Annotated in this window: 18 protein-coding genes; 8 read left to right on the top strand and 10 right to left on the bottom strand. The window is 62.8% G+C overall.

All coding sequences use genetic code 11. From position 1 onward, the window contains the following. Window positions 1-64: 64 nt before the first annotated feature. Together NKJ08_RS06290 and purH are read left to right on the top strand one after the other, a co-directional pair. Window positions 65-1,813 (top strand): heparinase II/III family protein, encoded by a 1,749-nt coding sequence (locus NKJ08_RS06290; RefSeq protein ID WP_352522973.1) that lies wholly within the window; start codon window positions 65-67, stop codon window positions 1,811-1,813. An 84-nt stretch (window positions 1,814-1,897) separates the two neighbouring features. Continuing rightward, window positions 1,898-3,514: a bifunctional phosphoribosylaminoimidazolecarboxamide formyltransferase/IMP cyclohydrolase gene (purH, locus tag NKJ08_RS06285; protein WP_352522974.1), complete on the top strand. Its 1,617-nt coding sequence runs from the start codon at window positions 1,898-1,900 to the stop codon at window positions 3,512-3,514. Between the two features lie 27 nt (window positions 3,515-3,541). On the opposite strand, the gene NKJ08_RS06280 is transcribed toward purH, so the two are convergent. Further along, window positions 3,542-4,918: an MFS transporter gene (locus NKJ08_RS06280; RefSeq protein WP_352522975.1), complete on the bottom strand. Its 1,377-nt coding sequence runs from the start codon at window positions 4,916-4,918 to the stop codon at window positions 3,542-3,544. Window positions 4,919-5,099: 181 nt separating this feature from the next. Then, window positions 5,100-9,884 carry an NAD-glutamate dehydrogenase gene (locus tag NKJ08_RS06275; protein WP_352781538.1) on the bottom strand — a complete coding sequence of 1,595 codons (4,785 nt, stop codon included), beginning with the start codon at window positions 9,882-9,884 and terminating at the stop codon, window positions 5,100-5,102. A 134-nt stretch (window positions 9,885-10,018) separates the two neighbouring features. Here NKJ08_RS06275 and NKJ08_RS06270 point away from each other — a divergent pair, with 134 nt between their 5' ends. Together NKJ08_RS06270 and NKJ08_RS06265 are read left to right on the top strand one after the other, a co-directional pair. After that, the gene (locus tag NKJ08_RS06270) at window positions 10,019-10,582 is read left to right on the top strand and encodes a peroxidase-related enzyme (RefSeq protein ID WP_352781537.1); all 564 of its coding nucleotides are present in this window, start codon (window positions 10,019-10,021) and stop codon (window positions 10,580-10,582) included. Between the two features lie 137 nt (window positions 10,583-10,719). Next, window positions 10,720-11,043, top strand: coding sequence for a YciI family protein (locus tag NKJ08_RS06265; RefSeq protein ID WP_352522978.1), 324 nt, complete (start codon window positions 10,720-10,722; stop codon window positions 11,041-11,043). Between the two features lie 9 nt (window positions 11,044-11,052). On the opposite strand, the gene NKJ08_RS06260 is transcribed toward NKJ08_RS06265, so the two are convergent. Further along, entirely contained in the window at window positions 11,053-11,667 is a 615-nt protein-coding gene (locus tag NKJ08_RS06260) for a LysE family translocator (protein ID WP_352522979.1), read from the bottom strand. 350 nt (window positions 11,668-12,017) lie between these two features. Between NKJ08_RS06260 and NKJ08_RS06255 the strand changes: the two genes are divergently transcribed. Then, window positions 12,018-12,689: a DUF1062 domain-containing protein gene (locus NKJ08_RS06255; protein ID WP_352781566.1), complete on the top strand. Its 672-nt coding sequence runs from the start codon at window positions 12,018-12,020 to the stop codon at window positions 12,687-12,689. A 46-nt stretch (window positions 12,690-12,735) separates the two neighbouring features. On the opposite strand, the gene NKJ08_RS06250 is transcribed toward NKJ08_RS06255, so the two are convergent. Continuing rightward, window positions 12,736-12,945 carry a hypothetical protein gene (locus NKJ08_RS06250; RefSeq protein ID WP_352522981.1) on the bottom strand — a complete coding sequence of 70 codons (210 nt, stop codon included), beginning with the start codon at window positions 12,943-12,945 and terminating at the stop codon, window positions 12,736-12,738. Between the two features lie 16 nt (window positions 12,946-12,961). Next, window positions 12,962-14,791: a translational GTPase TypA gene (typA, locus tag NKJ08_RS06245; RefSeq protein ID WP_352522982.1), complete on the bottom strand. Its 1,830-nt coding sequence runs from the start codon at window positions 14,789-14,791 to the stop codon at window positions 12,962-12,964. A 198-nt stretch (window positions 14,792-14,989) separates the two neighbouring features. Here typA and NKJ08_RS06240 point away from each other — a divergent pair, with 198 nt between their 5' ends. Next, window positions 14,990-15,271, top strand: coding sequence for a hypothetical protein (locus NKJ08_RS06240; RefSeq protein WP_352775159.1), 282 nt, complete (start codon window positions 14,990-14,992; stop codon window positions 15,269-15,271). A gap of 57 nt (window positions 15,272-15,328) precedes the next feature. Here the strand turns inward: NKJ08_RS06240 and NKJ08_RS06235 are convergent, their stop codons facing one another. Together NKJ08_RS06235 and NKJ08_RS06230 are read right to left on the bottom strand one after the other, a co-directional pair. After that, window positions 15,329-16,903: an alkaline phosphatase D family protein gene (locus NKJ08_RS06235; protein ID WP_352522984.1), complete on the bottom strand. Its 1,575-nt coding sequence runs from the start codon at window positions 16,901-16,903 to the stop codon at window positions 15,329-15,331. Window positions 16,904-17,079: 176 nt separating this feature from the next. Further along, window positions 17,080-18,363, bottom strand: a complete 1,284-nt coding sequence (locus NKJ08_RS06230; protein WP_352781536.1) for an MFS transporter — start codon at window positions 18,361-18,363, stop codon at window positions 17,080-17,082. An 82-nt stretch (window positions 18,364-18,445) separates the two neighbouring features. Between NKJ08_RS06230 and NKJ08_RS06225 the strand changes: the two genes are divergently transcribed. Together NKJ08_RS06225 and NKJ08_RS06220 are read left to right on the top strand one after the other, a co-directional pair. Next, entirely contained in the window at window positions 18,446-19,051 is a 606-nt protein-coding gene (locus tag NKJ08_RS06225) for a TetR/AcrR family transcriptional regulator (RefSeq protein ID WP_352781535.1), read from the top strand. A 529-nt stretch (window positions 19,052-19,580) separates the two neighbouring features. Next, window positions 19,581-20,174, top strand: coding sequence for a hypothetical protein (locus NKJ08_RS06220; protein ID WP_352781534.1), 594 nt, complete (start codon window positions 19,581-19,583; stop codon window positions 20,172-20,174). 17 nt (window positions 20,175-20,191) lie between these two features. On the opposite strand, the gene ppa is transcribed toward NKJ08_RS06220, so the two are convergent. From ppa to NKJ08_RS06205, 3 genes are all read right to left on the bottom strand, one after another. Then, the gene (ppa, locus tag NKJ08_RS06215) at window positions 20,192-20,722 is read right to left on the bottom strand and encodes an inorganic diphosphatase (RefSeq protein ID WP_352522988.1); all 531 of its coding nucleotides are present in this window, start codon (window positions 20,720-20,722) and stop codon (window positions 20,192-20,194) included. Between the two features lie 115 nt (window positions 20,723-20,837). Continuing rightward, window positions 20,838-21,344: a GNAT family N-acetyltransferase gene (locus NKJ08_RS06210; RefSeq protein ID WP_352522989.1), complete on the bottom strand. Its 507-nt coding sequence runs from the start codon at window positions 21,342-21,344 to the stop codon at window positions 20,838-20,840. 117 nt (window positions 21,345-21,461) lie between these two features. Further along, complete coding sequence (locus NKJ08_RS06205) at window positions 21,462-22,100, bottom strand: TPM domain-containing protein (protein ID WP_352522990.1); 639 nt, start codon at window positions 22,098-22,100, stop codon at window positions 21,462-21,464. Window positions 22,101-22,109: the final 9 nt, after the last annotated feature.

Genomic DNA, 22,109 nt, shown 5'->3' with positions numbered 1-22,109 from the left:
CGCCTTCGCACAAGTTCTTGAATCATATAAACTTGTGCTTGGGCGAGGACGATCAGGAGGGGTTTTGGCAATCGTTGCCGGTAACACGACGCGACTATGGACGCTTGTCGCGAGGGAGTTCTGGCGCAAGACGCGCCGGCGCTTGCGTGCCGGGCCACTCTATCGCTGGCGCTACTCCGGCCGCACGCCGGAGCGCGTCCTGATCGCCCCGCCGGACCTGCGCCTCGCCGATCCTCAGATCGCGCTCGAGATCTATTACGGCCGCTATCCGCTTTCGGGGCATCTGGTCGAGACCGGTGGCAAATCGCCCTTCCAGATCGACGTGCCCAATCCCGGCTGGCAAAGGACGCTGCACGGCTTTCGCTGGCTGCGCCATATGCGTGCCGCGGGCACCGAGCTCGCCGCCGCCAACGCGCGAGCATTGGTTTCCGACTGGATTGCAATCCATGGCAGCCATATTTCCGGCGTTGCCTGGGAGCCCGGCACGACGGCCAAGCGCGTCATTGCCTGGCTGCAGCATTCCTCGATCGTGTTGCAGGGCGCCGAATTTCCGTTCTACCGCGCGTTCCTGAAATCGCTCGCCGTCCAGATCCGCTATTTGCGCGCCATGGCGCGCGAGATGCCGGACGGCAAGGACAGGCTGCGCGCGCGCATTGCGCTGGCGTTTGCCGCTTTGTCGCTGCCGGCGCCCGCCTCGGCGCTACGCGGTGCCACCCGTACTCTCGCTGAGGAGCTCGATCGCCAGATTCTGCCTGACGGCGGCCATATCTCCCGCAATCCGATGGCCGTGCTTGAAATCCTCGCCGACCTTCTGCCGTTGCGCCAGACGTATGCCAATCAGGCCGAGACACCGCCGGCCGCCCTGATCGGCGCCATCGACCGGATGCTGCCGGCGCTGCGCTTCTTTCGCCATCAGGATGGCAGCCTTGCTCGCTTCAACGGCATGGGCGCCACCATTCACGACCGTATCGCCACCATCCTGCATCACGACGACACCGCCGGCGCACCATTGCTGCACGCGCCGCATTCGGGTTATGAGCGCCTGTCGATGGGTGGTGTCACGGTGATCGCCGATACCGGCCCGCCGCCGCCCGTCGACGTGTCCAATGCCGCTCACGCCGGATGCCTCGCCTTCGAATTGTCGTCGGGCCGCCAGCATTATATCGTCAATGCCGGCATAGACACCTATGGCGCCGCCGAATTCCGGCCGCTTGCCCGCGCCACCGCCGCCCACTCGACCGCCACCATCAACGATACGTCATCGGCGCGCTTCAACCACTCCTTGCGGGTCAACGACCTGCTCGGCACGCCTTTGATCGGCGGGCCGCAGCATGTGCCTTGCAAGCGTACCGACCAGAAGGGCAGCCAGGGCTTCATCGCCCGCCATGACGGCTACGTGGCGCGTTTCGGGTTCCTGCATGAGCGCGAGCTGAAATTGTCGACCGAGGGCAATGTGCTTGCAGGCAGGGACCGCTTCCTGCGGCCGGGCGGCGCTTCTATCCGCAACAATGGCCGTGATTTCGTTACGGTGCGTTTCCATGTCCATCCCGACATAAACCTGCTCCAGGATGAGCATGACCGCCTGGTGCTGACCGCCGACCATGCCGACACCTGGGTGTTTACCTCCACCGAAGTGACGCCCGAGGTCGAGGAATCGATCTATTTCGCCGGGCTCGGCGGCCCGCGCCGCAGCCGCCAGATCGTGCTTGCGTTCAAAGCCTCGGAGATTTCCGAGGTCCACTGGCAATTGACGCGGACCATTGTCGGCGGCCATCCGGAAAAAGCTGAAGCCAGTGGCAACGGCAGACGCTGATCAAGCCTTGCGGCTTGATTTCCGGGCCTCATATGCTACGGCCCGCGGACGCTCTCCAACCAGAAGTCGAAAGGCCGCCAGCCTATGGCCGTCGCCGCCAAGAATATTCCAGCGCCCGATCTCGTTCCCATCCGCCGCGCGCTGCTTTCCGTCTTTGACAAGACCGGCCTGATCGATTTCGCCAGGGCGCTGGCTTCGGCCGGCGTCGAGCTGGTCTCGACCGGCGGCACGGCGAAGGCCCTTGCCGAGGCCGGCATGGTCGTGCGCGACGTATCCGAGCTCACCGGCTTTCCCGAGATCATGGACGGGCGCGTCAAGACGCTGCACCCGTCGGTGCATGGCGCACTGCTCGGTGTTCGCGACGATCCCGAGCACGCCGCGGCGATGCGCGACCACGGCATCGAGCCGATCGATCTCGTCGTCTCCAATCTTTATCCGTTCGAAGAGGTGCGCCGCTCCGGCGCCGACTACGCGGCGATCGTCGAAAATATCGACATCGGCGGCCCGGCGATGATCCGTGCCTCGGCCAAGAACCACGCTTATGTCGGCATCGTCACCGACCCTGACGACTATGCCTCGGTGCTCAACGCGCTGGAGATGAATTTCGGCTCGCTGTCGCTGGATTTCCGCAAGAAGCTGGCAGCCAAGGCCTTTGCCCGCACCGCCAGCTACGATGCGGCGATCTCGGGATGGTTCGCCGAGGCGCTGGAGATCGAGCATCCGACATGGCGCGCCTTCGGCGGCAAGCTGCAATCGGTGATGCGCTATGGCGAAAACCCGCATCAGGGCGCCAGCTTCTATGTCAATGGCGACAGGCGACCGGGCGTCGCTACGGCGCGCCAGCTTCAGGGCAAGCAGCTTTCCTACAACAACATCAACGATACCGACGCCGCCTTCGAACTGGTCGGCGAGTTCGATCCGGCCCGCTCCGCCGCGGTTGCCATCATCAAGCACGCCAATCCGTGCGGCGTCGCCGAAGGCGCTTCACTGCAAGCGGCCTATGCCAGGGCGCTGGCCTGCGACCCGGTCTCGGCCTACGGCGGCATCGTCGCCATGAACCTAATCCTCGATGCCGAGGCTGCCGAAGAGATCGTCAAAACCTTCACCGAGGTCATCATCGCGCCGGACGCCTCGGACGAAGCGATCCGCGTCGTCGCCGCCAAGAAGAATTTACGCCTGCTGGTCACCGGCGGCCTGCCCGACCCGCGCGCGGCGGGTTTCGGCTTAAAATCGGTTGCTGGCGGCTTGCTCGTCCAGGGCCGCGACAATGCGGTGGTGGATGACCTCGAGCTGAAAGTGGTGACCCGGCGCGCCCCGACGCCGGCCGAATTGGCCGATCTGAAATTCGCCTTTCGCGTGGCAAAGCACGTCAAGTCGAACGCCATCGTCTACGCCAGGGATGGTGCCACCGTCGGCATCGGCGCCGGTCAGATGAGCCGGGTCGATTCCTCGCGTATCGCCGCGCGCAAGGCGCTCGACGCGGCCGAGGCTGCCGGTCTGACGGAGCCTTTGACCAAGGGCTCGGTCGTCGCCTCGGATGCCTTTTTCCCGTTCGCGGATGGGCTTTTGTCGGCAATCGAAGCCGGGGCCACCGCCGTCATCCAGCCGGGCGGCTCGATGCGCGACGACGATGTCATCGCCGCCGCCGACGCTCACGGCATCGCCATGGTCTTCACCGGAGTGAGGCACTTCCGGCATTGAGCGCCCGTCCCTCTCCTTGTGGGGAAGCTACTCAGCCGGCCGATCCGCGGGGTAAGGCGTGCCGATCAGGATCGCGATGCCGACGCCGAGGAACAGCACGATCGCCGCCATGCCGAGCCGCGCCGAGCCGCTGGCCAGGGTGATCGTGGCCACCATGAATGGTGCGGCAAAACTGGTTGCCCGACCGGCCAGCGCATAGATGCCGAAATAGCGGCCCGATTCGGCTGCGGTGACGCTGCGTGCCATGTAGGAGCGCGACGATGCCTGCACCGGCCCGAAGGCAAGCCCGATCAGCAGGCCGTAGAAAATGTAGGCTTTTTCCGCCGCCGTGCCGAACAATCCGCCGCCATCCAGTCCGGGCATTATCCAGGCGCCGAACAGCGTATAGCCCGGGCCGGTTGAGACGATGCCGATCGTGGCAATGCTCAGCATGACAAGCGAAATCATCACTATGATCTTGGAACCCAGTGCTGCGTCGAGGCGTGCGGCAACCAGGCATCCGATTATGGCGACGACGTTGAGTATGATGCCGAACAGGCCGATCTCGGTAATCGACCAATGGAACATCGCCGCCGCAAACGTTCCGCCCAGCGCCAGCAGCGCGTTGACGCCGTCCTGATAGATCATGCGGGCGACGAGAAAGCGAAAAATGCCACTGCGCTTGCGCACTTCGGCCAGCGTCGACTTCAGTTCCGACAATCCCTCGCGCACCGCCGGCCCGATTGGCATGCCTTTGATCGCGTCAGGCGTGAAGAAGAACATCGGCAGGATGAACAGGAAATACCAGGCCGCCGACAACGGTCCGGTGGCGCGCGCGTCCTCGCCGAGCCTGGGGTCAAGGCCGAAGATCGGGTCGAGCCCGACGACGGTCTTGCCGGTTTCAGGCGAGCCGGCCATGACGGTAACGACGAAGATCAGCGCGATCATGCCGCCGAGATAGCCGAGGCCCCAGGCCATGTTCGAGATCCTGCCGATGTCGCTCTTCGGCACCAGGCGCGGCATCATCGAATCATTGAACACGGTCGAGAATTCCGCCGCGACCGACGCCAGCGAGAACACCGCCACGACCAGAAAAAGATTAGAGCCGGGCGCGGCGAACCACAGCAGCGTGAGACTGGTGATCTTGACCGCGGCGAAGAAGGCGATCCACGGTTTGCGTGGTCCGGTTTGATCGGCGATCGAACCGAGGATCGGTGACAAGACGGCGATGACGAGGCCGGCGGCGGCAATGCCGTAGCCCCACGCCGCTTGCCCCGTCTCCGGATTGCTGGCCATGCGCGAGACGAAATAAGGACCGAAGATGAAGGTGGTGACGACCGTGAAGAACGGCTGTGCCGCCCAGTCGAACAGCATCCATCCCCAGATGCCGCGTCCCGACGCCCGCTGCATTGCCATCTCAACCATGTCCCCTCCGCTGGAGCTTGCTAGATTCCGATCGAGTCGGAATGACGCTCCGTCTTTTCTTTGAGCATGATCCCAAAGCCGATCGTCACGTTCGGGATCATGCCCCAGCGCCCCAAAGCAGGGCGCCGTTCGTTCTATAGCGCAGTTCTTTCCGGCAATCCCGCGCGATGTGGAAGGCTGCTCACAGCGCCGTCAGATCGCTCATCAGGCCGGACGCGACGGACAGCCGCGATACGGTGATGTCGCCGCCCTCGGTCAGCGCCTGCAGCCGCTCGCGGATGCGCCCGACCCGTTCGCCGCCGGCTTCCAGCCATGTCGCCACCGGATCCGCCGCCTCGGCATGGCTGGTCAGTGCCGCCACCGCGATGCCACGCCTCGCCGCGCCGATCGTGTCGGTGGCGCGGGAAAGCGCCAGTTGATCGTAATAATCCGAGGGCGTGATCGAGCGCGCCGCGTCCTCGACGCGCGGGATGCGGAAGACGTCGCTGACCGCGAAAAACGCCTTGGCGGCAGCGACGATATCGGCATTCGCCATCCGCGCCGTCAGCGCGATGTCGGGGACAAGTTCCGCCACATCGGTCAGCGCCAGCTGTTCGGCAAGGCTCTCCGGCGCACCGCCCTTTGACAGGCTATGCCGCCGCTCCTCGATCCGCTCGCGCGAGAAAGCGGGCAGCAGCGAGACGAGCTTCGGCTCCAACGCCCTGCGCGCATCCTGCAACTCGGCGATCCGCTGCCCGAGCGGTGCGGTGCCGGCATCGTTCTTCAGATACCAGCCGCTGGTCACAAAGATCAGCCGGCTGACCGCCTGATAGAGGTCGAGCTGGATCTGTCCGTCGATCTGGTTGTCGAGCGCGTCGATCTGGCGATAGAGCGCCGGCAGCGCAAAACCATCCCGCACCACGGCGAAGGTGCGCACGACATCGGCGGCACTGCGGCCAGTCGCTTCCTGCAGCCTGTTGACGAAGGACGGGCCGCCGCGATTGACCAGATCGTTGGCGACTACACGGGCGATGATCTCGCGGCGCAGGCGATGGCCGTGGATTTCTGCCGCATATTTCTTCGCCATGCGGTCGGGAAAGTAACCCATCAGGTCGCGGTCGAAATGCGGATCGTCCGGCACGTCGCTGGCGACGATGTCGGAAAACAGCACGATCTTGGCATAGGCGAGCAGCACGCCGAGTTCAGCCCGGGTCAGCGGCTCGCCGCGCGTCTCGCGCTCGGCAAGGGCCGCCGGCGACGGCAGCGTCTCGACGGCACGGTCGAGCAGCCCGCGCGCCTCGAGCGCCGCCATGAAACGACTCTGATGGGCGATGTCGGCAAGGCCGCGCTTGCGGGCAAGGGACAGCGCCAGCGTCTGCTCGTAATTGTTGGACAGCACCAGGCCGCTGACCTCGTCGGTCATCTCGGCCAGCAATTTGTTACGCGCCGGCCGGGTCAACGATCCTTTGCGCATGGCGGAAGCCAGCGCGATCTTGATGTTGACCTCCACGTCGGAGCAGTTGACGCCGCCCGAATTGTCGATGGCATCCGAATTGCAGCGGCCGCCATTCATCCCGAACTCGATGCGCGCCCGCTGCGTGACGCCGAGATTGGCGCCTTCGCCGATGACCTTGGCGCGCAGGTCGAGCGCGGTGATGCGGATCGCGTCATTGGCACGGTCGCCGACATCCTGGTTGGTCTCGCTCGACGCCCTGACATATGTGCCGATACCGCCGAACCACAAAAGGTCTGCCGGCGCCTTGAGAATGGCACTCATGATCTCGACCGGCGTGGCCGTTGACTTGCCTAGGCCGATCGCCGCGGCCGCGGCCGCCGGCAGGGTGATCGACTTCTGGCTGCGCGAAACGATGATGCCGCCCTCGGACAGCTTCGTCTTGTCGTAATCCTGCCAGCTTGAGCGCGGCAGCGCGAACACGCGCCTGCGCTCGGCCATCGAAGCCGCCATGTCGGGATCGGGATCGATGACGATGTCGCGATGGTCGAAGGCGGCGATCAGCCGGGTCTGCCCCGACAGCAGCATGCCGTTGCCGAACACGTCGCCCGACATGTCGCCGACGCCAACGACGGTGAAGGGCGTGGTCTGGATGTCGCGGTTCATCTCGCGGAAATGCCGCTTGACCGCTTCCCAGGCACCCTTGGCGGTGATGCCCATCTTCTTGTGGTCGTAACCTGCCGAACCGCCGCTGGCGAAAGCGTCGTCGAGCCAGAAGCCGTGCTTTTCACTGATGGCGTTGGCAGTGTCCGAGAAGGTCGCCGTGCCCTTGTCGGCGGCGACGACGAAATAGGGATCGTCCTGGTCGCGCCGCACCACGCCGGCCGGCGGGATGACGCCGTCCAGTCCGATATTGTCGGTGATCGACAACAGGCTGGAGACGTAGTTCTTGTAGGCGGCCGTGCCGGCCTCGAAAATGGCGTCGCGACCGGCGCTCATCGGCAACTTCTTCGGATAGAAGCCGCCCTTGGCGCCGACCGGCACGATCACCGCATTCTTGACCTGCTGCGCCTTGACCAGGCCGAGCACCTCGGTGCGGTAGTCCTGGGCGCGGTCCGACCAGCGCAGGCCGCCGCGTGCGACCGGGCCGAAGCGCAGATGCACGCCCTCGACCTCGGAGCCGTAGACGAAGATCTCCCGCCATGGCCGCGGCGCCGGCAAGCCGTCGACCGATTGCGAATCGAGCTTGATCGCCAGTGATTGGCCTTTCTCTTTCGTATCGGCAACGAAATGATTGGTGCGCAGCGAGGCTTCGATCAGGTTCAGATAACGGCGGATGATGGTGTCGTCGTCGATGTTGGGAACGTCTTCCAGCGCATCCGTGATCTTGGCCTTCAGATGTTTGGCCTGAACGACGCCTTCCGTTTCCGCCGTCGGCCCGAGGCGGGCGACGAACAGCGCATGCAGGCCGCGGGCGATCTCGGGAAAGCGGTTCAGCGCGGCGGCGATGAAATCCTGGCTCTGCGGGATACCGGCCTGCTGCAGATAGCGGCCATAGGCGCGCAGGACGGTGATCTCGCCCGACCACAGGCCTGCGGTCTGGGCGAGGCCGTTATAGCCGTCATTGTCGACGTTGCCGCGCCAGACGGACAAGAACGCATCCTCGAACAGCGCGCCGCCATTGTCGAGGTCGATCGGCCTGCCGTAGCTGTTCTCGAGTTCCATGTCGTGGATGAAGACCATGCCGGATTGATTGTCGCCGACCTCGAAAGTGCGCTCGCTGATGACGCGGAAACCGATGTTTTCCAGCACCGGCACACGCCGCGACAGCGCCACCGGGCTGCCGTGGTGATAGATTTTCAGCGCCGCCTGATGCGGCTTCTGGTTGGCATGACGGTAGTAGTCGATGGCGATCGGATTTGACGCGTCGAGCTTGGCGATGCGCCCGGCGTCGGCCAGCGCCACCGCCGGCGGAAAACTGTCGCGATAGCTTTCCGAAAAGCGCGAGGCGATGGCCGTGAGTCTCGCGTCGGCGCCTGTCTCGGTCGCGGTCTCGCGCAGGGCATCGTCCCAGGTCCGTACGATGTCGCGAATCGCCGCCTCGATCGTCGCCTGCTCGACCTTCGGCGTCTTGCCGCCGGAGCGGCCGATGATGAAATGGACGCGCGCCAGCCCGCCTTCCGGGAAGGCCGGATAATAGGCCGACAGCCGGCCTTCGAACACCGTCTTCAGATAGGTGCCGATCTTCTCGCGCACGACGCTGTCGTAGCGGTCGCGCGGCACGAAGACGAGAATCGAGACGAAGCGGTCGAACTGGTCGACACGCACCAGCGCCCTGACGCGCGGCCGCTCGATCAAGCCCAGGATGGCTTCGGCATGCTTGCGCAGGATAGGCACCGGAACCTGAAACAGCTCGTCACGCGGATAGCTCTCCAGCACGTTGATCAATGCCTTGCCGGAATGGTCGCCGGGATTGAAGCCGGATTTGGCAATGACGGTTTCCGCCTTCGAGCGCAGATAGGGGATTTTCATCACCGAGCGCGTATAGGCAGTCGAGGTGAACAGGCCGACGATGCGGAGCTCGCCTGAAAGCACGCCTTTGCCGGTGTAGGTCTTGACGCCGATATAGTCGAGGTAGATGCGGCGGTGCACCGATGACTTGGCATTGGCCTTGGTAACGATCAGCGGTTCCGGCCCATGCAGGAAGGCGCGGATTTCCGGCGTCGTGCTCACCGCTTCGGTGCCGCGCCTGAGCACCAGCACGTCGGGATCGGAAAGGATGCCGAGGCCGGGCTTTTCGGCGCGCTCCAGCATACCGCTCTTCTCGCCGCCGGTGTACTTGAATTCGCGCATGCCAAGAAAGGTGAAATTGTCGTCGCGCAGCCATTCGAGGAAGGCGATCGCCTCGGTGACATGGGCCTTGTCGAGCGGCACCGGCGAGTAGCGGAATTCCGAGATCGCCTGGTCGAGGCGGGCAAGCATCGGCTTCCAGTCGGTTACGGCGGCGCGCACTTGGCCCAACAGCTTCGTCAGGCGTGCGGACAGGCCTTCGGCCTGCTCGGCCGAAAGGCGGCCGATATGGACGTGGATGACGCTCAGGCGGTCATGGCTATGGTCGCCCTTGGCAAAGCCGCCATCGCCGAGGATTTCCTCGACGCCGTTCTTGCCGTGCCTGACGACGATGACCGGATGGGTAACCAGCAGCGGCTCGCCGGCGCTCTCGGTGATTTCGCCGAGGACGGAATCGAACAGGAACGGCATGTTGTCGTTGACGACGGTGATCACCGTCATCGGCCGGCCCTGGCGGACGACACCGGAATCGACGTCTATGGCAACGACGCAGTCGTCCTTCTTGTGCCGGGCGACGGCGCGGCCGACGAGTTCGGCAGCGCGTTCGAGATCGATGACGTCATAAGCGGCGACATCTTCGGCCGGAGCTCGGGCCAGCAGGTAATCGGCAAGCCTGCCGGGCTTTTCGCTGCCCTTGGCCGCACTCATCTTTTTCAACTGGCTTGCGGATTTCAGGCCGGCCATGAGCTAATTCCCTCCCGTCGTGTTTTTACAACTATGGTAGCAGATGACCGGTATTTGGCGACAAAGGTTTGACGGCTTGCGACGAAATGTCGGAATTCACCGGCAGGCTGGCGAAAAACGAGGAGAAATCCGCCATGACGGACAAAATCACCGCGCTTGACCTTGCGCCGGCGGAGCTGAGCGACGCGACCAAGTCCTATTTCGCCAAATGCGAGGAGAAACTCGGCCTCGTTCCCAATGTGCTGCTCGCCTATGCCTTCGACGAGAAGAAGCTGCGCGCCTTCACCGACATGTACAATGATTTGATGCTGGGTGAATCCGGCCTGTCGAAACTCGAACGCGAGATGATCGCGGTGGCCGTCTCCTCCATAAACCATTGCTACTATTGCCTGGCCGCGCATGGCGCGGCGGTGCGCCAGCTTTCCGGCGATCCGGCCTTCGGCGAGATGAGGGCGATGAATTTTCGCGCCGCCGAGCTGTCGGACAGGCAGCGCGCAATGCTCGAATTCGCGGTGAAGCTGACCGAGCAGCCGGCAAAGATGGTCGAGGCCGACCGGGCGGCGCTGCGGCAAGTCGGCTTTTCCGACCGCGACATCTGGGACATCGCCTCGACCGCCGCCTTCTTCAACATGTCGAACCGCCTGGCATCGGCAATCGACATGCGGCCGAACGATGAATACCACTCGATGGCGCGATAGGGCACCGCGGCTGCGAGTCAACCGCACGTTATATTAGCTGCTTCGCATTCTCGTTGCTTGTTTGCCGGTTTGGTCCGATGATCAGCATGCGGCGTGACCGCATGCCGGTTCGACGCCGCCGATCAGAGGAGGAGAGCATGGCAAAATTTCTCTACATCTATCACGGCTCTGGCAAGATGCCGACCGATGAGGCCGAACGGAAAGCAGCGATGGATGCCTGGAACGGATGGTACGGCAAGCTTGGCTCGGCCGTGATCGATGGGGGCAATCCGGTCGGCATGTCGAAGACCCTGCTGCCTGGCGGCAAGGTCGAGAACAATGGAGGCAGCAATCCGACCGCCGGTTACACAATCATCCAAGCGAAAGACATCGACGATGCCGTCGGCAAAGCCAAGGATTGTCCTATCCTGACGGACCCGGGTTTCAGCGTCGAGATCGCGCCGATAATCGAAATGGGTTGACGCGCCGGCTCAGGACCGAGCAGCGATCGCCGCCGCAGCGCCGGCCATGGTGCCGGCGCTGACGCGGTTGGCGATCTTCATCGCGCGCTTGCTTTTGAGCAGTTTGCGCGCCTGCGCTGCGGCGAGCACCCAGGCCAGATCGATGGCGACCAGCACCACGGCCATGGTCGCCGTCAGCTCGACCCAGCCGATCATGCTGACCGAACCGAGGTCGATGATGGTCGGCAGCAGCGCCAGATAGAACATCATGATCTTGGGGTTGCCAAGCGTCACCGCCATGCCGGCAAAGAACAGCTTGGCGGGCGAATCTTCGCGCGGCAACGAACCTTCTTTTGCCTCGACCGGTGCCGTCCACATCTTCCAGGCAAGCCAGGCGAGATAAGCGACGCCGACCCACTTCACGACGACAAAGGCAAAATGGAACGTCTGCGCCACGACGGCCAGGCCGAACACCGCCAGTGACAGCCAGATCGCTTCGCCGATCCACATGGCAAGCAGGAACGGAAACACGTCGCGAAAACCTTTTGAGATGACCCGCGCCACAAGCGCGGCGATCGACGGGCCGGGCGAGCCGGCGGCGACGAAAAGGGCAGCGGCAAAAATCAGAAGCGACGTGAAATGCATGACCCGGATCTCTTTGAGATGTTGGATTGTTCAATGTAACCCAACCGTTCCGGCGACGGTAGCGTCCACAGAAAGAGGGCTTGTCGGCCAGGCACCTCGCGGCTAGAAATGTCGTCCCGAAATCCTTTTCGAGCTTCACTTTGCCTACGTAACCGCCGGTCTCGTCAACTCCCCCGACACAGAGCAGGGCGTCGCAGTCGCGGTGCCTGTTTTCACATCATCTGTTCTTCAGGGTGGCGGTTCGAGACCGGTTTGGCACTGCTGAACCGCTGTCGCGCACGATTACCCGCGACACCTGATTCCGACCACCGCAGCCTCTCGCCACGCCGTGCCCGCATGGGCAACTCGACATCGCCGATCTGACGAACTTCCCGACGGGAAGGGGCTTTTCGGCATGTCTTCGATACTGCGCATCCGCTGGGCGATCACGCCCAAGATCGCACCTCGACCTCACCTCAACTGCAAATCGCTGCGGCGGCCTGAAGCCTTACCACAGCAGCGGGAAATTCCGCGTCAACGCCAACGGCAAACGCATCGATGCGTGGCTGATCTACCGATGCATCTATTGCGACAACTCTTGGAATTTCGGCGTTCTGGAGCGATGCAGCCGCCGCGACATAGAGCCGGCCCTGCTGCAGGCATTCGAAAGCAACGACTCGGCATTGGCGCGTCGCCATGCCTTCGATGTTGTCGCACTGCGAAGCAGGATCGGGCGCGTCGAGGAGTTTCCTGAAGCCGTCGTTCATAAGGAGGTGCTCGGGGACAGGCCGGAAAACACCACCGCTCTCGAACTCCATCTCAGGCTCGAGATGCCGACAGCGCTGCGGCTCGACCGGTTGCTGGCCAACGAACTCGGTATCTCGCGATCGCGGCTTCAGGTTTGGGAAGAGAAGCGATTGCTGGCCGTCGGTCCGGACGGTGCCAAAGCCTTGCGCAGGCCGGCTCGGGCGGGAACGGCGATCCGCGTCCACCTGTCTGGCGAACCAGACCGGGACGATATCATTTCGGCTGCAGGTGGATAAGGCAACGGCGAGGGCATGCGCAATCAGAGACAATTGCGGCCAAGGCTCAGTCGCCCGCTTCGGGGACCGAGCCAATCAAACCCTTGGCCGCATCGAGATCGCTGTCGGCGACTTGCACATGGATCAAGCCGAGCCTGCCCGTGTCGAGAAGGTAATTCGCGAGAGCATAAATTCCATACGCGTCGAGCATCGACACGCAAACTTCGGCCTCGGGTCGATTGTCGTATATGACAGCCGTGACGAGTTTGCCGCTCATTGCGCGGTATTGCCCTTTACGCCGCGCCGACCACTTTCGCCGACTTCTCAAACCGCTTGCGCTCGTTCGGGTCGAGATAGAGCTTGCGCAGGCGGATGGTTTTCGGCGTCACTTCGACCAGCTCGTCGTCCTGGATCCAGGCCAGCGCGCGCTCCAGCGTCATGCGGATCGGCGGCGTCAGCTTCACCGCCTCGTCCTTGCCGGCGGCGCGGATGTTGGTCAGCTTCTTGCCCTTCAGCACGTTCACTTCGAGGTCGTTGTCCCTGGAATGGATGCCGATGATCATGCCCTGATAGACCTTGACGCCGGGGTCGATGACCATCGGGCCGCGGTCTTCCAGGTTCCACATGGCGTAAGCTACCGATTCACCCTGTTCATTGGAGATCAGCACGCCATTGGTACGGCCCGGCAACTCGCCCTTATAGGGCTCGTAGGCATGGAACAGGCGGTTCATCACGGCGGTGCCGCGCGTGTCGGTCAGCAGCTCCGACTGGTAGCCGATCAGGCCGCGCGTCGGCGCGTGGAAGACGATGCGCTGGCGGTTGCCGCCCGAAGGGCGCAGCTCGACCATTTCGGCCTTGCGCTCCGACATCTTCTGCACGACGACGCCGGCATGCTCCTCGTCGACGTCGATGACGACTTCCTCGACCGGCTCCAGCAATTCGCCGTTCTCGCCTTTCTGCATGACGACGCGCGGCCGCGACACGGCGATCTCAAAACCTTCGCGGCGCATAGTCTCGATCAGCACGGCCAGCTGCAATTCGCCGCGTCCGGAGACGAAGAACGAATCCTTATCCGGCGATTCCTCGATCTTCAGCGCGACATTGCCTTCGGCCTCGCGCAGCAGGCGGTCGCGGATGACGCGGCTGGTCACCTTGTCGCCTTCTGTGCCGGCCAGCGGTGAATCGTTGACGAGGAACGACATCGTCACGGTCGGCGGATCGATCGGCTGCGCGTGCAGCGGCTCGGTCACCGACAGGTCGCAGAACGTGTCGGCGACAGTGCCTTTCGACAAGCCGGCGATGGCGACGATGTCGCCCGCCTGCGCTTCCTCGATCGGCTGGCGCTCGAGCCCGCGGAAAGCAAGGATCTTCGAGATGCGGCCGGTTTCGACCTGGGTGCCGTCATGGTCCAGCACCTTGACCGCCTGGTTGGATTTCAGCGTGCCGGATTCGATACGGCCGGTGATGATGCGGCCGAGGAACGGATTGGCTTCCAGAATGGTGCCGATCATGCGGAACGGGCCGGGATGAACGGTCGGCGCCGGCACGTGCTTGATGACGAGGTCGAATAGCGGCGCCAGCCCCTGGTCCTTCGGGCCTTCAGGGTTTTCCGAGACCCAGCCGTCGCGGCCTGAACCGTAAAGGATCGGAAAGTCGAGTTGCTCGTCGGTGGCGTCAAGTGCTGCAAAAAGGTCGAACACCTCGTTGACCACTTCGACGTGGCGGGCATCCGGCCGGTCGATCTTGTTGATGACGACAATCGGCTTCAAGCCCACCTTAAGTGCCTTGCCGACGACGAACTTGGTCTGCGGCATCGGCCCCTCGGCGGCGTCGACCAGCACGATGGCCGAATCCACCATCGAAAGGATGCGCTCGACCTCGCCGCCGAAATCGGCGTGGCCGGGCGTATCGACGATGTTGACGCGGGTGTCCTTCCAGTCGACCGAGGTCGCCTTGGCCAGGATGGTGATGCCGCGTTCTTTTTCGAGATCGTTCGAATCCATGGCGCGCTCGGCGACGCGCTGATTGTCGCGGAACGAGCCGGACTGTTTCAGAAGCTGGTCGACGAGGGTGGTTTTTCCATGGTCGACGTGCGCGATGATCGCGATATTGCGGATTTTCATGTTTCGGTCTCGGGAGCGTTGCAGGCAGCAGGCCAAAAGGCGCTGCCTCTTTCGGTTGGGCGGCTCATACAGGGTTTTTCGCAATTGCGAAAGAGGAGGCGAGCCACCAAATAAAGTCACCAAATCTTAAATGTCTTGGTGTGAAGTGGAATTATTAACCAAGGCGGAACCTTTCATGGTCCGGGCAGTTCGAATTTCATGATCGACGCAGGCATCAGACTCCGGCCGATTTTGGCATGTACCGCACTCGCCGTCCTCCTCGCGGCAGGCGCGGCGCAATCGGCCGCGTCGTTCAAGGAGACGCAGACTGCCCTGCCGTCCGACAAGCGTTCGGCGGAGCAGCTTTTTGCCGATGCCCCCGATGGGGTCGACCCGATGGTGACCGGGCCGGTCAGCACCGCCTTCAAGCAGCGGCAGCAAAACGCCGGATGCGACCAAGCCGTATGGCCCAAGATTCCCGTCGTCTGCTATCCCGATTGATGCACGTCTCCCCGGAGCCTGCCCTTGGGCTGGACCGAGGGTAGCGGTCCAGGCTTCTCACGCCGACCGCACCGGATCGAGCGTGACCTTGTAGAGTTCGCTGTCGTCGCGATCCATCAGCCGCACCGTCAACTGCTCAGTGGCGCCATCGATGTCGACGAGGCCGAAGAACTGCAGGCCGGCCGACGGCGGCAGGTTCTGACCCTGTTCGGCAGTCGGCGCCTTGATGAACTTCAGCTCCGGGCCGAAGGTCATGTCGAAATCATTAGGTCCGAACGTGCCGGAATGGATCGGACCCGAAACGAATTCCCAGAACGGATTGAAGTCCTGGAACTGCGCCTTGTCCGGATTGTAGTAATGCGCGGCTGTGTAATGCACGTCTGCGGTGAGCCAGACGGTATTACTGATGCCCGCGTTCTTTATATAGCGAAGGAGGTCGGCAATTTCCAGCTCGCGCCCCTTGGCCAGCCCATTGTCGCCATTGCTGACTGCCTCAGCCCCGACCTTCTTGGTGCCGTCGTTCCAGACGACGAGGCCGAGCGGCATGTCGGCGGCGATGATTTTCCAGGTTGCCTTGGAATTCGCCAGTCCGCGCTTCAGCCATTTCGTCTGCTGTTCGCCAAGGATGCGCGATTGCGGCGTCATCGTCTCCTGCATATTCGGACCATTGGGACCGCGATAGGAACGCATGTCGAGAAAGAACACGTCGAGCAGCGGCCCATAGGCGATCTTGCGATAGACGCGGCCGGGCTCCGACGGCTCGTAGCGGATCGTCGTCATTTCGTGGAAGGCGCGTGCAGCGCGTGCCGCCAGCACATGGATGGATTTTTCGGTGTAGCGGTCGTCGGCGGTCAGATCCTTCGAATCCGACCAGTTGTTCAGCACCTCATGATCGTCCCACTGGTAGAACGTCGGGCAGATGGCGTTCAGTGCGAGCACGTTCCTGTCCATCAAATTGTATTTCCACTGACCCCGGTATTCGTCCAGCGTCTCGGCAACCTTGCGCTTTTCATCGATGAGCACGGTGTTCTTCCACTTGCCGCCGCCGGGCAGGTCAACCTCGTCCTTCATCGCGCCGTCTGCATAGATCGTGTCGCCCGAATGCAGGAAGAAGTCGGGCGTATGCTTCCCGATCGTGGCATAGGTCTTCATGCCGGTGTCGTCGATGCCCCAGCCCTGGCCGGCGGTGTCGCCCGACCAGGCGAAACGAATGTCGCGCTTCGAGGCAGGTGCTGTGCGGAAACGGCCGACGATCGGCTCTGAAACGGCGTTGATGTCGGCAAGATCGGCCGCGACCATACGGTAGAAGATGTCCTGGTCGGAGGCGAGATCGGTAAGCAGCCGCTTCACCGTATAGTCGCTGGCCGGCGACGTATCGAGCGGCGCCAGGCGGACGGCATTGGCGAAGTTCTCCGTCGACGACACTTCGAACATGACGCGCGACGGCCGGTCCGTACGCGTCCAGACCATGCCGCTGGTGGCGTCGACGTCGCCGGACTGGATGCCATGGGTGAAGGCCGGGCGCTGATTGGCGCGCGAATAATAAGGAAGGGCGAGGCCCGACGCGCCGACCAGGCCAATGGCGCTGGCCGACGTGACGAAAGCGCGCCGCGTCATCGAAATCTTGTTCATGGCTGTCTCCTGGATGGCGTTGAATGTCGCCGCCAAGGTCCAGCCTCAATGTTTCATGCACATTTCGAAACGATGAAGGTTTCGTTACAACCAACAACGGGCGAACTGCCGATCGCCCTCCTTGTGGGGGAGATCGGCAGTTTAGCCCGACGGCACCTCTCCTGCGACGAATGCGCCTATGCCGCCTGTGGTTCCGGGTCGAACGCCGGGCGGCTGGTGTTGATCAGCAGCGAGATGCAGGCGGCGGCTATTGCAGTCATGCCGGCGATCAGGAAGGCAAGCTCGTAATTGCCTTGCAGCTCGCGCATGGTGCCGCCGAAAAAGGCGGCCGTTGCGGCGCCAACCTGATGGCCGGCGACGATCCAGCCGAAGACGATCGGCCCGCTGCGGTCGCCGAACGCCTCGTTGGAGAGCCTGAGCGTCGGCGGCACCGTGGCGATCCAGTCCAGTCCGTAAAACACCGCGAAGATGATCAGGCTGGTCGCCGAGAAGCCGGAATAGGGCAGATAGATCAGCGACAGGCCGCGAATGCCATAATAGACGCCGAGCAGCTTGCGCGGGTCGAAACGGTCGGTGAGCCAGCCCGACAGTGTCGTGCCGATAAGGTCGAAGATGCCCATCATCGACAGCAGGCCTGCGGCCTGCACTTCGCCGATGCCCATGTCGCCGCAAAAGGCGATCAGATGCGTGCCGACCAACCCGTTGGTGGTGAAACCGCAAACGAAGAAGGTGGCGAACAGGTACCAGAACACGCGCGTGCCGGCGGCGCGGCGCAGCGTGCTCAGCGTCTGGGTGAGGAAATTGCCTTGCGAGGCTGGCGGCACCGGCGGCACGTCGTCGGCCTCGGCACCGTAACGCACCATGCCGATCGAGGCCGGGCGCTCCGGCACCAGCATATAAACCAGCGGCACCAAGGCGGCGGTGGCCACGGCAATGGCAATGGCGACCGGCTTCCAGCCGCCCGACTGGGCAAGCGAGGCGAGTAGCGGCAGGAAGACCAGCAGCCCGGTGGCGCTCGACGCCGACATCAGTCCCATCACCAGGCCGCGATTGGTCTTGAACCAGCGGTTGACGATGGTTGCGCCGAGCACGGTAGCGACGGCGCCCGAGCTGATGCTGGAAAACACGCCCCAGGTGAGGAGCAGATGCCACGGCTTGGTCATCAGCAGGCTGAGCGCGGTCGATCCCGACATCAAAAGCAGCGCGGCAAGCAAGGTGCGGCGAAGCCCGATCCGCTCCATCAGCGCCGCGGCAAACGGCCCGGTCAGGCCATAGAGGAAGATGCCGGTGGCCGCGGCCAGCGAGACGACGTCGCGCCGCCAGCCGAAACTGTTCTCCAGCGGCAGCATCATGACCGCCGGCGCCGAACGCAGGCCGGCTGCGATCAGCAGGCAGAGGAAGATGACGGCGACCACGACGAAAGCGTAGCGCTGGCCAAACGGACGGGATTGAGCTATCATGTTACTGACCGGTACGTTGCAGGAGCGCGAAACATACGTACCGACCGGTAACATTGTCAACCAGCTAATCGGCACACCAGACATGAAAAGCATTGAACCAACGATCAAAACGAATGACGCACCGCCGCCTCGCGCCGCCGTAAGGATTCTCCAGGTGGCGCGCGACCTGTTTTACCGGCACGGTATCAGGGCGATCGGCGTCGACGAGATCGTGCGGCGTGCCGGCGTCACCAAGCCCAGCCTCTACCGCAGCTTTCCGTCCAAAGATGAGTTGGCCGCATCCTATCTCCGGCACTATGACCTCGAATTTTGGGAGCGCTTCGACGAGGCGGTGAATGCCCATCCCGGCGATCCGCGCGCGCAGATCGTCGCTTTCCTGACGCGTGTCGGCAAGCGTACGCAAAGGCCCGACTATCGCGGCTGCGGCATGACCAATGCCGCGGTCGAATATCCCGAACACGGCCATCCGGCCCGCGTGGTGAGCGAGGCCAACAAGCAGGAATTGCGCCGCCGCCTGCGTGCCATGGCGGCAGAGATGGGCGCCGGCGACGCCGACACGCTGGGCGACGGGCTGCTGCTCCTGATCGAGGGCGCCTATATCAGCGGCCAGCTGTTCGGTGTCGGCGGACCGGCGCAGTCGGTGGCCCGTAACGCCGATCTTCTGATCGAAGCGAGCTTGAAGAAATAGCTCTCTTGCTGTCTGTGCCGGTCGGGAGCAATATGATTGCTCCGCTTTTGGCCTCACATTGCACGTAACGACTTGAAATCGATTGCTCGAACGATTTTGGACGATCTTCAAAAGATGTTCCTGCTTCACTACGTGAGGCAGGGAAATTCGGTTTTTATCAGCGACCAAGAAAAGAGAGACATCAGGACGGTCCTTAGTCTGAATGAATATACGGTCAAGGAAGCCGTGCTGCGCAGAGTTGCGTTCCTCATACTCATTTCATCGACCTTGGCATATTTCTTCTTCAGGGCGCCTGACTTTAGCCAGACAGCGAGCGCGCTGACCATCTCAATATCGGCGTTGGCTTTGATCTTCTTATACTTGGGCGTCGCTGTCCCCCTAACCCTGTTTACAGCTTGCGCGTCGCTACTCGCAATTTGTTGGATGGACTACCAAACGTTCGTTATATCTGCTTCTTTTTCCGCGTTGTACGCCCTGTATTTTTTTGCAAGGCTTAGGTCGAGATAGGGTTCAGAGGGGATTCTCCACCATGCGTGCCCTGCTGCTTGTTCCGCTTGTCCTCGCCGGTCTCTGCCAGGCAGCCCGGGCCGGCGATATATCCAGCGTCTATACCGATCTCGTCTGGGAGAAGGACTGCGTGACCTATGCGCAGGCGGAAGAAGGCGACGGCGACTGGGCCGACCTCGCCTGTTCGGGCTATGGCGGCTACCCGGTGCTGGTTTCCTACGATGACGCGCGGGAATCGCTGTTCTACGGCTTTCCGCCTAGCAACATGACCACGGTCTGGGAAAGCTTTTCCGGCCTCAATTCGGCTGGACCCAAAGTCGAGTGGCGTATCGAAGCCAACGGCAAAACTGCCGTTCCTTTCGCAGTCATCCATCGTCGCTCGATCAGCGATACCGAGGGCGAGAACAAGTCGACGGAAGTGCTGATCGTCGCCAAGGTTGCCCAACCGGACGCCCACGAAGGCTGCACGATCGCTCTCGTGCTCGCCACCGGCAATCCCGCCGCCAACGATCAGGCGCGCAAGCTTGCCGACGAGAAGGCGAAGACATTTGCCTGCGGCAAGGACAAGCGTGTGGTGCTTGGCAACGCGCCCGATTTCGGCCGCGTCGACAACTGATTATTTGCGCCCGGTAATTACTTGCGCTTGGCGCGCTCGATTGCCTCGACGATCATCTTCTTGGCGTAGGCAGCGTCGTACCAGCCCTCGATCTTGACCCACTTGCCGGGTTCGAGATCCTTGTAGTGCTCGAAAAAGTGCTGCACCTGCTGGCGGGTGATATCAGGCAGTTGCGTGTACTCGGTGACGTTCTCGTAGCGCAGCGTCAGCTTGGGCGAAGGCACGGCAATAACCTTCTCGTCCTGGCCGGCATTGTCCTCCATCACCAGCACGCCGATCGGCCGCACATTGATGACACAGCCCGGCACCAGCGCGCGCGTGTTGCAGACCAGCACATCGATCGGGTCGCCGTCGCCCGACAGCGTGTGCGGCACGAAACCGTAATTGCCGGGATAGCGCATTGAAGTGTGCAGGAAGCGGTCGACGAACAGCGTGCCGGCCTCCTTGTCCATCTCGTACTTGATCGGTTCGCCGCCGATCGGCACCTCGATAATGACGTTGACGTCCTCGGGCGGGTTCTTTCCGCTGGCAATCGCTTCGATACGCATCGTTTATCCCTCTCTCGATTGAAGATCGATAGCGGGCGACGGCGCATGGTGCAATGCGGCGAATGGTACTGGGGAGATCGTCCGAACCGAAACCGGTCGGATCATGCGCTGGCCGTCATTCCCAGACGAAAGCGACCTTCTTCAGCGCCTTCTGCTCGAAGATCTCGACGCCCTCGGCAACATCGCGGCCACCGGCGCCGGCATAGAAGGCAAGTGCGTTCTGATTGTCTTCCAGCGCCCACACCACCATGCCTTTCAGGCCATGGTCGGCCAGCCGTGCCCGTGCGGCCGAGAAAAGCCGGCTGCCGAGCCCGATGCCTTGATATTCCGGCCGCAGGTAAAGCTCGTAGATCTCGCCCTGCTGCCTGAGTTCGCGGGCGCGGTTCTTGCCGATCGTCGCATAGCCGGCAATTTTGCCGCCGATTTCGACGACCAGGACGGTGGCAGCACGACGAATGGCGTTCGCCCACCAGTCAGGACCGCGGCGGTTGATCATCGATGTCAGCGTGCGGTGCGGGATAATACCGGCATAGGCGCCGCGCCAAGCCTCAAGATGCACGTCGGCGATAGCGGCTGCATCGCGCGGTTCGGCTTTCCTGATGTCGATGCTCAGCGTATTCATGATTGGTTAACCATAAACCCGCAGCGCCCGATTGCAAGAGTCCGGTCAGCCGCCGCGATGCTTTCGCACAGCCGAACGGTGCGTCCTTGAGACGCTGCAAAACCGCATTTAGCGAGATCAAATCTCGACCAGATGGTCGTCCAGCTCGTTGCTGTCGCCGGTCGAGACCGGAAAATGCTCGGCCAGTACGGCACCGACCGATTCGATCGCCTTGACGAAGCCGTCGGCAAGCCGATCGTCGCCGGCATGCGCCGTAAGGTCGCGGACGACGCCGTCCCAGACATGCTGGCCGACACGAGAATTAATGCCGCTGTCGGCGACCACCTCGGCATAGCGCTCGGCGATCGAGACGAACACCAGCACGCCGGTGCGCGCCGTGGTGCGATGGACGTTGCGGGCGAGGAACTGCTTCATCGCATTGGCGTGGGCGGCCTGGTAGCGCAGCCGCCTCGGCACCAGGTGGATGCGCAATGCGGGCAATGCCCACAACAGGATAAGCACACTGGCAAGCGCTAGAAGCTCGGCGATGACGAAATGCGGCAAGCGGATCGACAGCCACCAGGCTTCCAGCCCGTAACCGACGGCGAGGCTGACGACGAGCATGCCGAGCATCGACATGAAAGCAGCCGGGAAGAAATAGCCGTCGCTGGCATGCGCCACGACGCAGTAGATCTCGCCGTCGGTCTTTGATTCGGCAACGCGGATCGCCGCGGCGATGCGCTCGTGATCCTCGGGGCTGATCGGTCGTGTTGCCATGATTGATGT

The sequence above is a fragment of the Mesorhizobium sp. M0244 genome (assembly GCF_040321795.1).
Taxonomy (GTDB): Bacteria; Pseudomonadota; Alphaproteobacteria; order Rhizobiales; family Rhizobiaceae; genus Mesorhizobium.
The sequence above is the reverse complement of the archived record's forward strand: the minus strand, read 5'-3'. Positions and strand labels throughout refer to the sequence as shown.

What these genes read in the sequence shown, in the direction of transcription:
- purH (WP_352522974.1), top strand. Translation starts at nt 1,898, where the DNA reads ATGGCCGTCGCCGCCAAGAATATTCCAGCGCCCGATCTCGTTCCCATC.
- NKJ08_RS06280 (WP_352522975.1), bottom strand. Translation starts at nt 4,918, where the DNA reads ATGGTTGAGATGGCAATGCAGCGGGCGTCGGGACGCGGCATCTGGGGA.
- NKJ08_RS06275 (WP_352781538.1), bottom strand. Translation starts at nt 9,884, where the DNA reads ATGGCCGGCCTGAAATCCGCAAGCCAGTTGAAAAAGATGAGTGCGGCC.
- NKJ08_RS06270 (WP_352781537.1), top strand. Translation starts at nt 10,019, where the DNA reads ATGACGGACAAAATCACCGCGCTTGACCTTGCGCCGGCGGAGCTGAGC.
- NKJ08_RS06265 (WP_352522978.1), top strand. Translation starts at nt 10,720, where the DNA reads ATGGCAAAATTTCTCTACATCTATCACGGCTCTGGCAAGATGCCGACC.
- NKJ08_RS06260 (WP_352522979.1), bottom strand. Translation starts at nt 11,667, where the DNA reads ATGCATTTCACGTCGCTTCTGATTTTTGCCGCTGCCCTTTTCGTCGCC.
- NKJ08_RS06250 (WP_352522981.1), bottom strand. Translation starts at nt 12,945, where the DNA reads ATGAGCGGCAAACTCGTCACGGCTGTCATATACGACAATCGACCCGAG.
- typA (WP_352522982.1), bottom strand. Translation starts at nt 14,791, where the DNA reads ATGAAAATCCGCAATATCGCGATCATCGCGCACGTCGACCATGGAAAA.
- NKJ08_RS06240 (WP_352775159.1), top strand. Translation starts at nt 14,990, where the DNA reads ATGATCGACGCAGGCATCAGACTCCGGCCGATTTTGGCATGTACCGCA.
- NKJ08_RS06235 (WP_352522984.1), bottom strand. Translation starts at nt 16,903, where the DNA reads ATGAACAAGATTTCGATGACGCGGCGCGCTTTCGTCACGTCGGCCAGC.
- NKJ08_RS06230 (WP_352781536.1), bottom strand. Translation starts at nt 18,363, where the DNA reads ATGATAGCTCAATCCCGTCCGTTTGGCCAGCGCTACGCTTTCGTCGTG.
- NKJ08_RS06225 (WP_352781535.1), top strand. Translation starts at nt 18,446, where the DNA reads ATGAAAAGCATTGAACCAACGATCAAAACGAATGACGCACCGCCGCCT.
- NKJ08_RS06220 (WP_352781534.1), top strand. Translation starts at nt 19,581, where the DNA reads ATGCGTGCCCTGCTGCTTGTTCCGCTTGTCCTCGCCGGTCTCTGCCAG.
- ppa (WP_352522988.1), bottom strand. Translation starts at nt 20,722, where the DNA reads ATGCGTATCGAAGCGATTGCCAGCGGAAAGAACCCGCCCGAGGACGTC.
- NKJ08_RS06210 (WP_352522989.1), bottom strand. Translation starts at nt 21,344, where the DNA reads ATGAATACGCTGAGCATCGACATCAGGAAAGCCGAACCGCGCGATGCA.
- NKJ08_RS06205 (WP_352522990.1), bottom strand. Translation starts at nt 22,100, where the DNA reads ATGGCAACACGACCGATCAGCCCCGAGGATCACGAGCGCATCGCCGCG.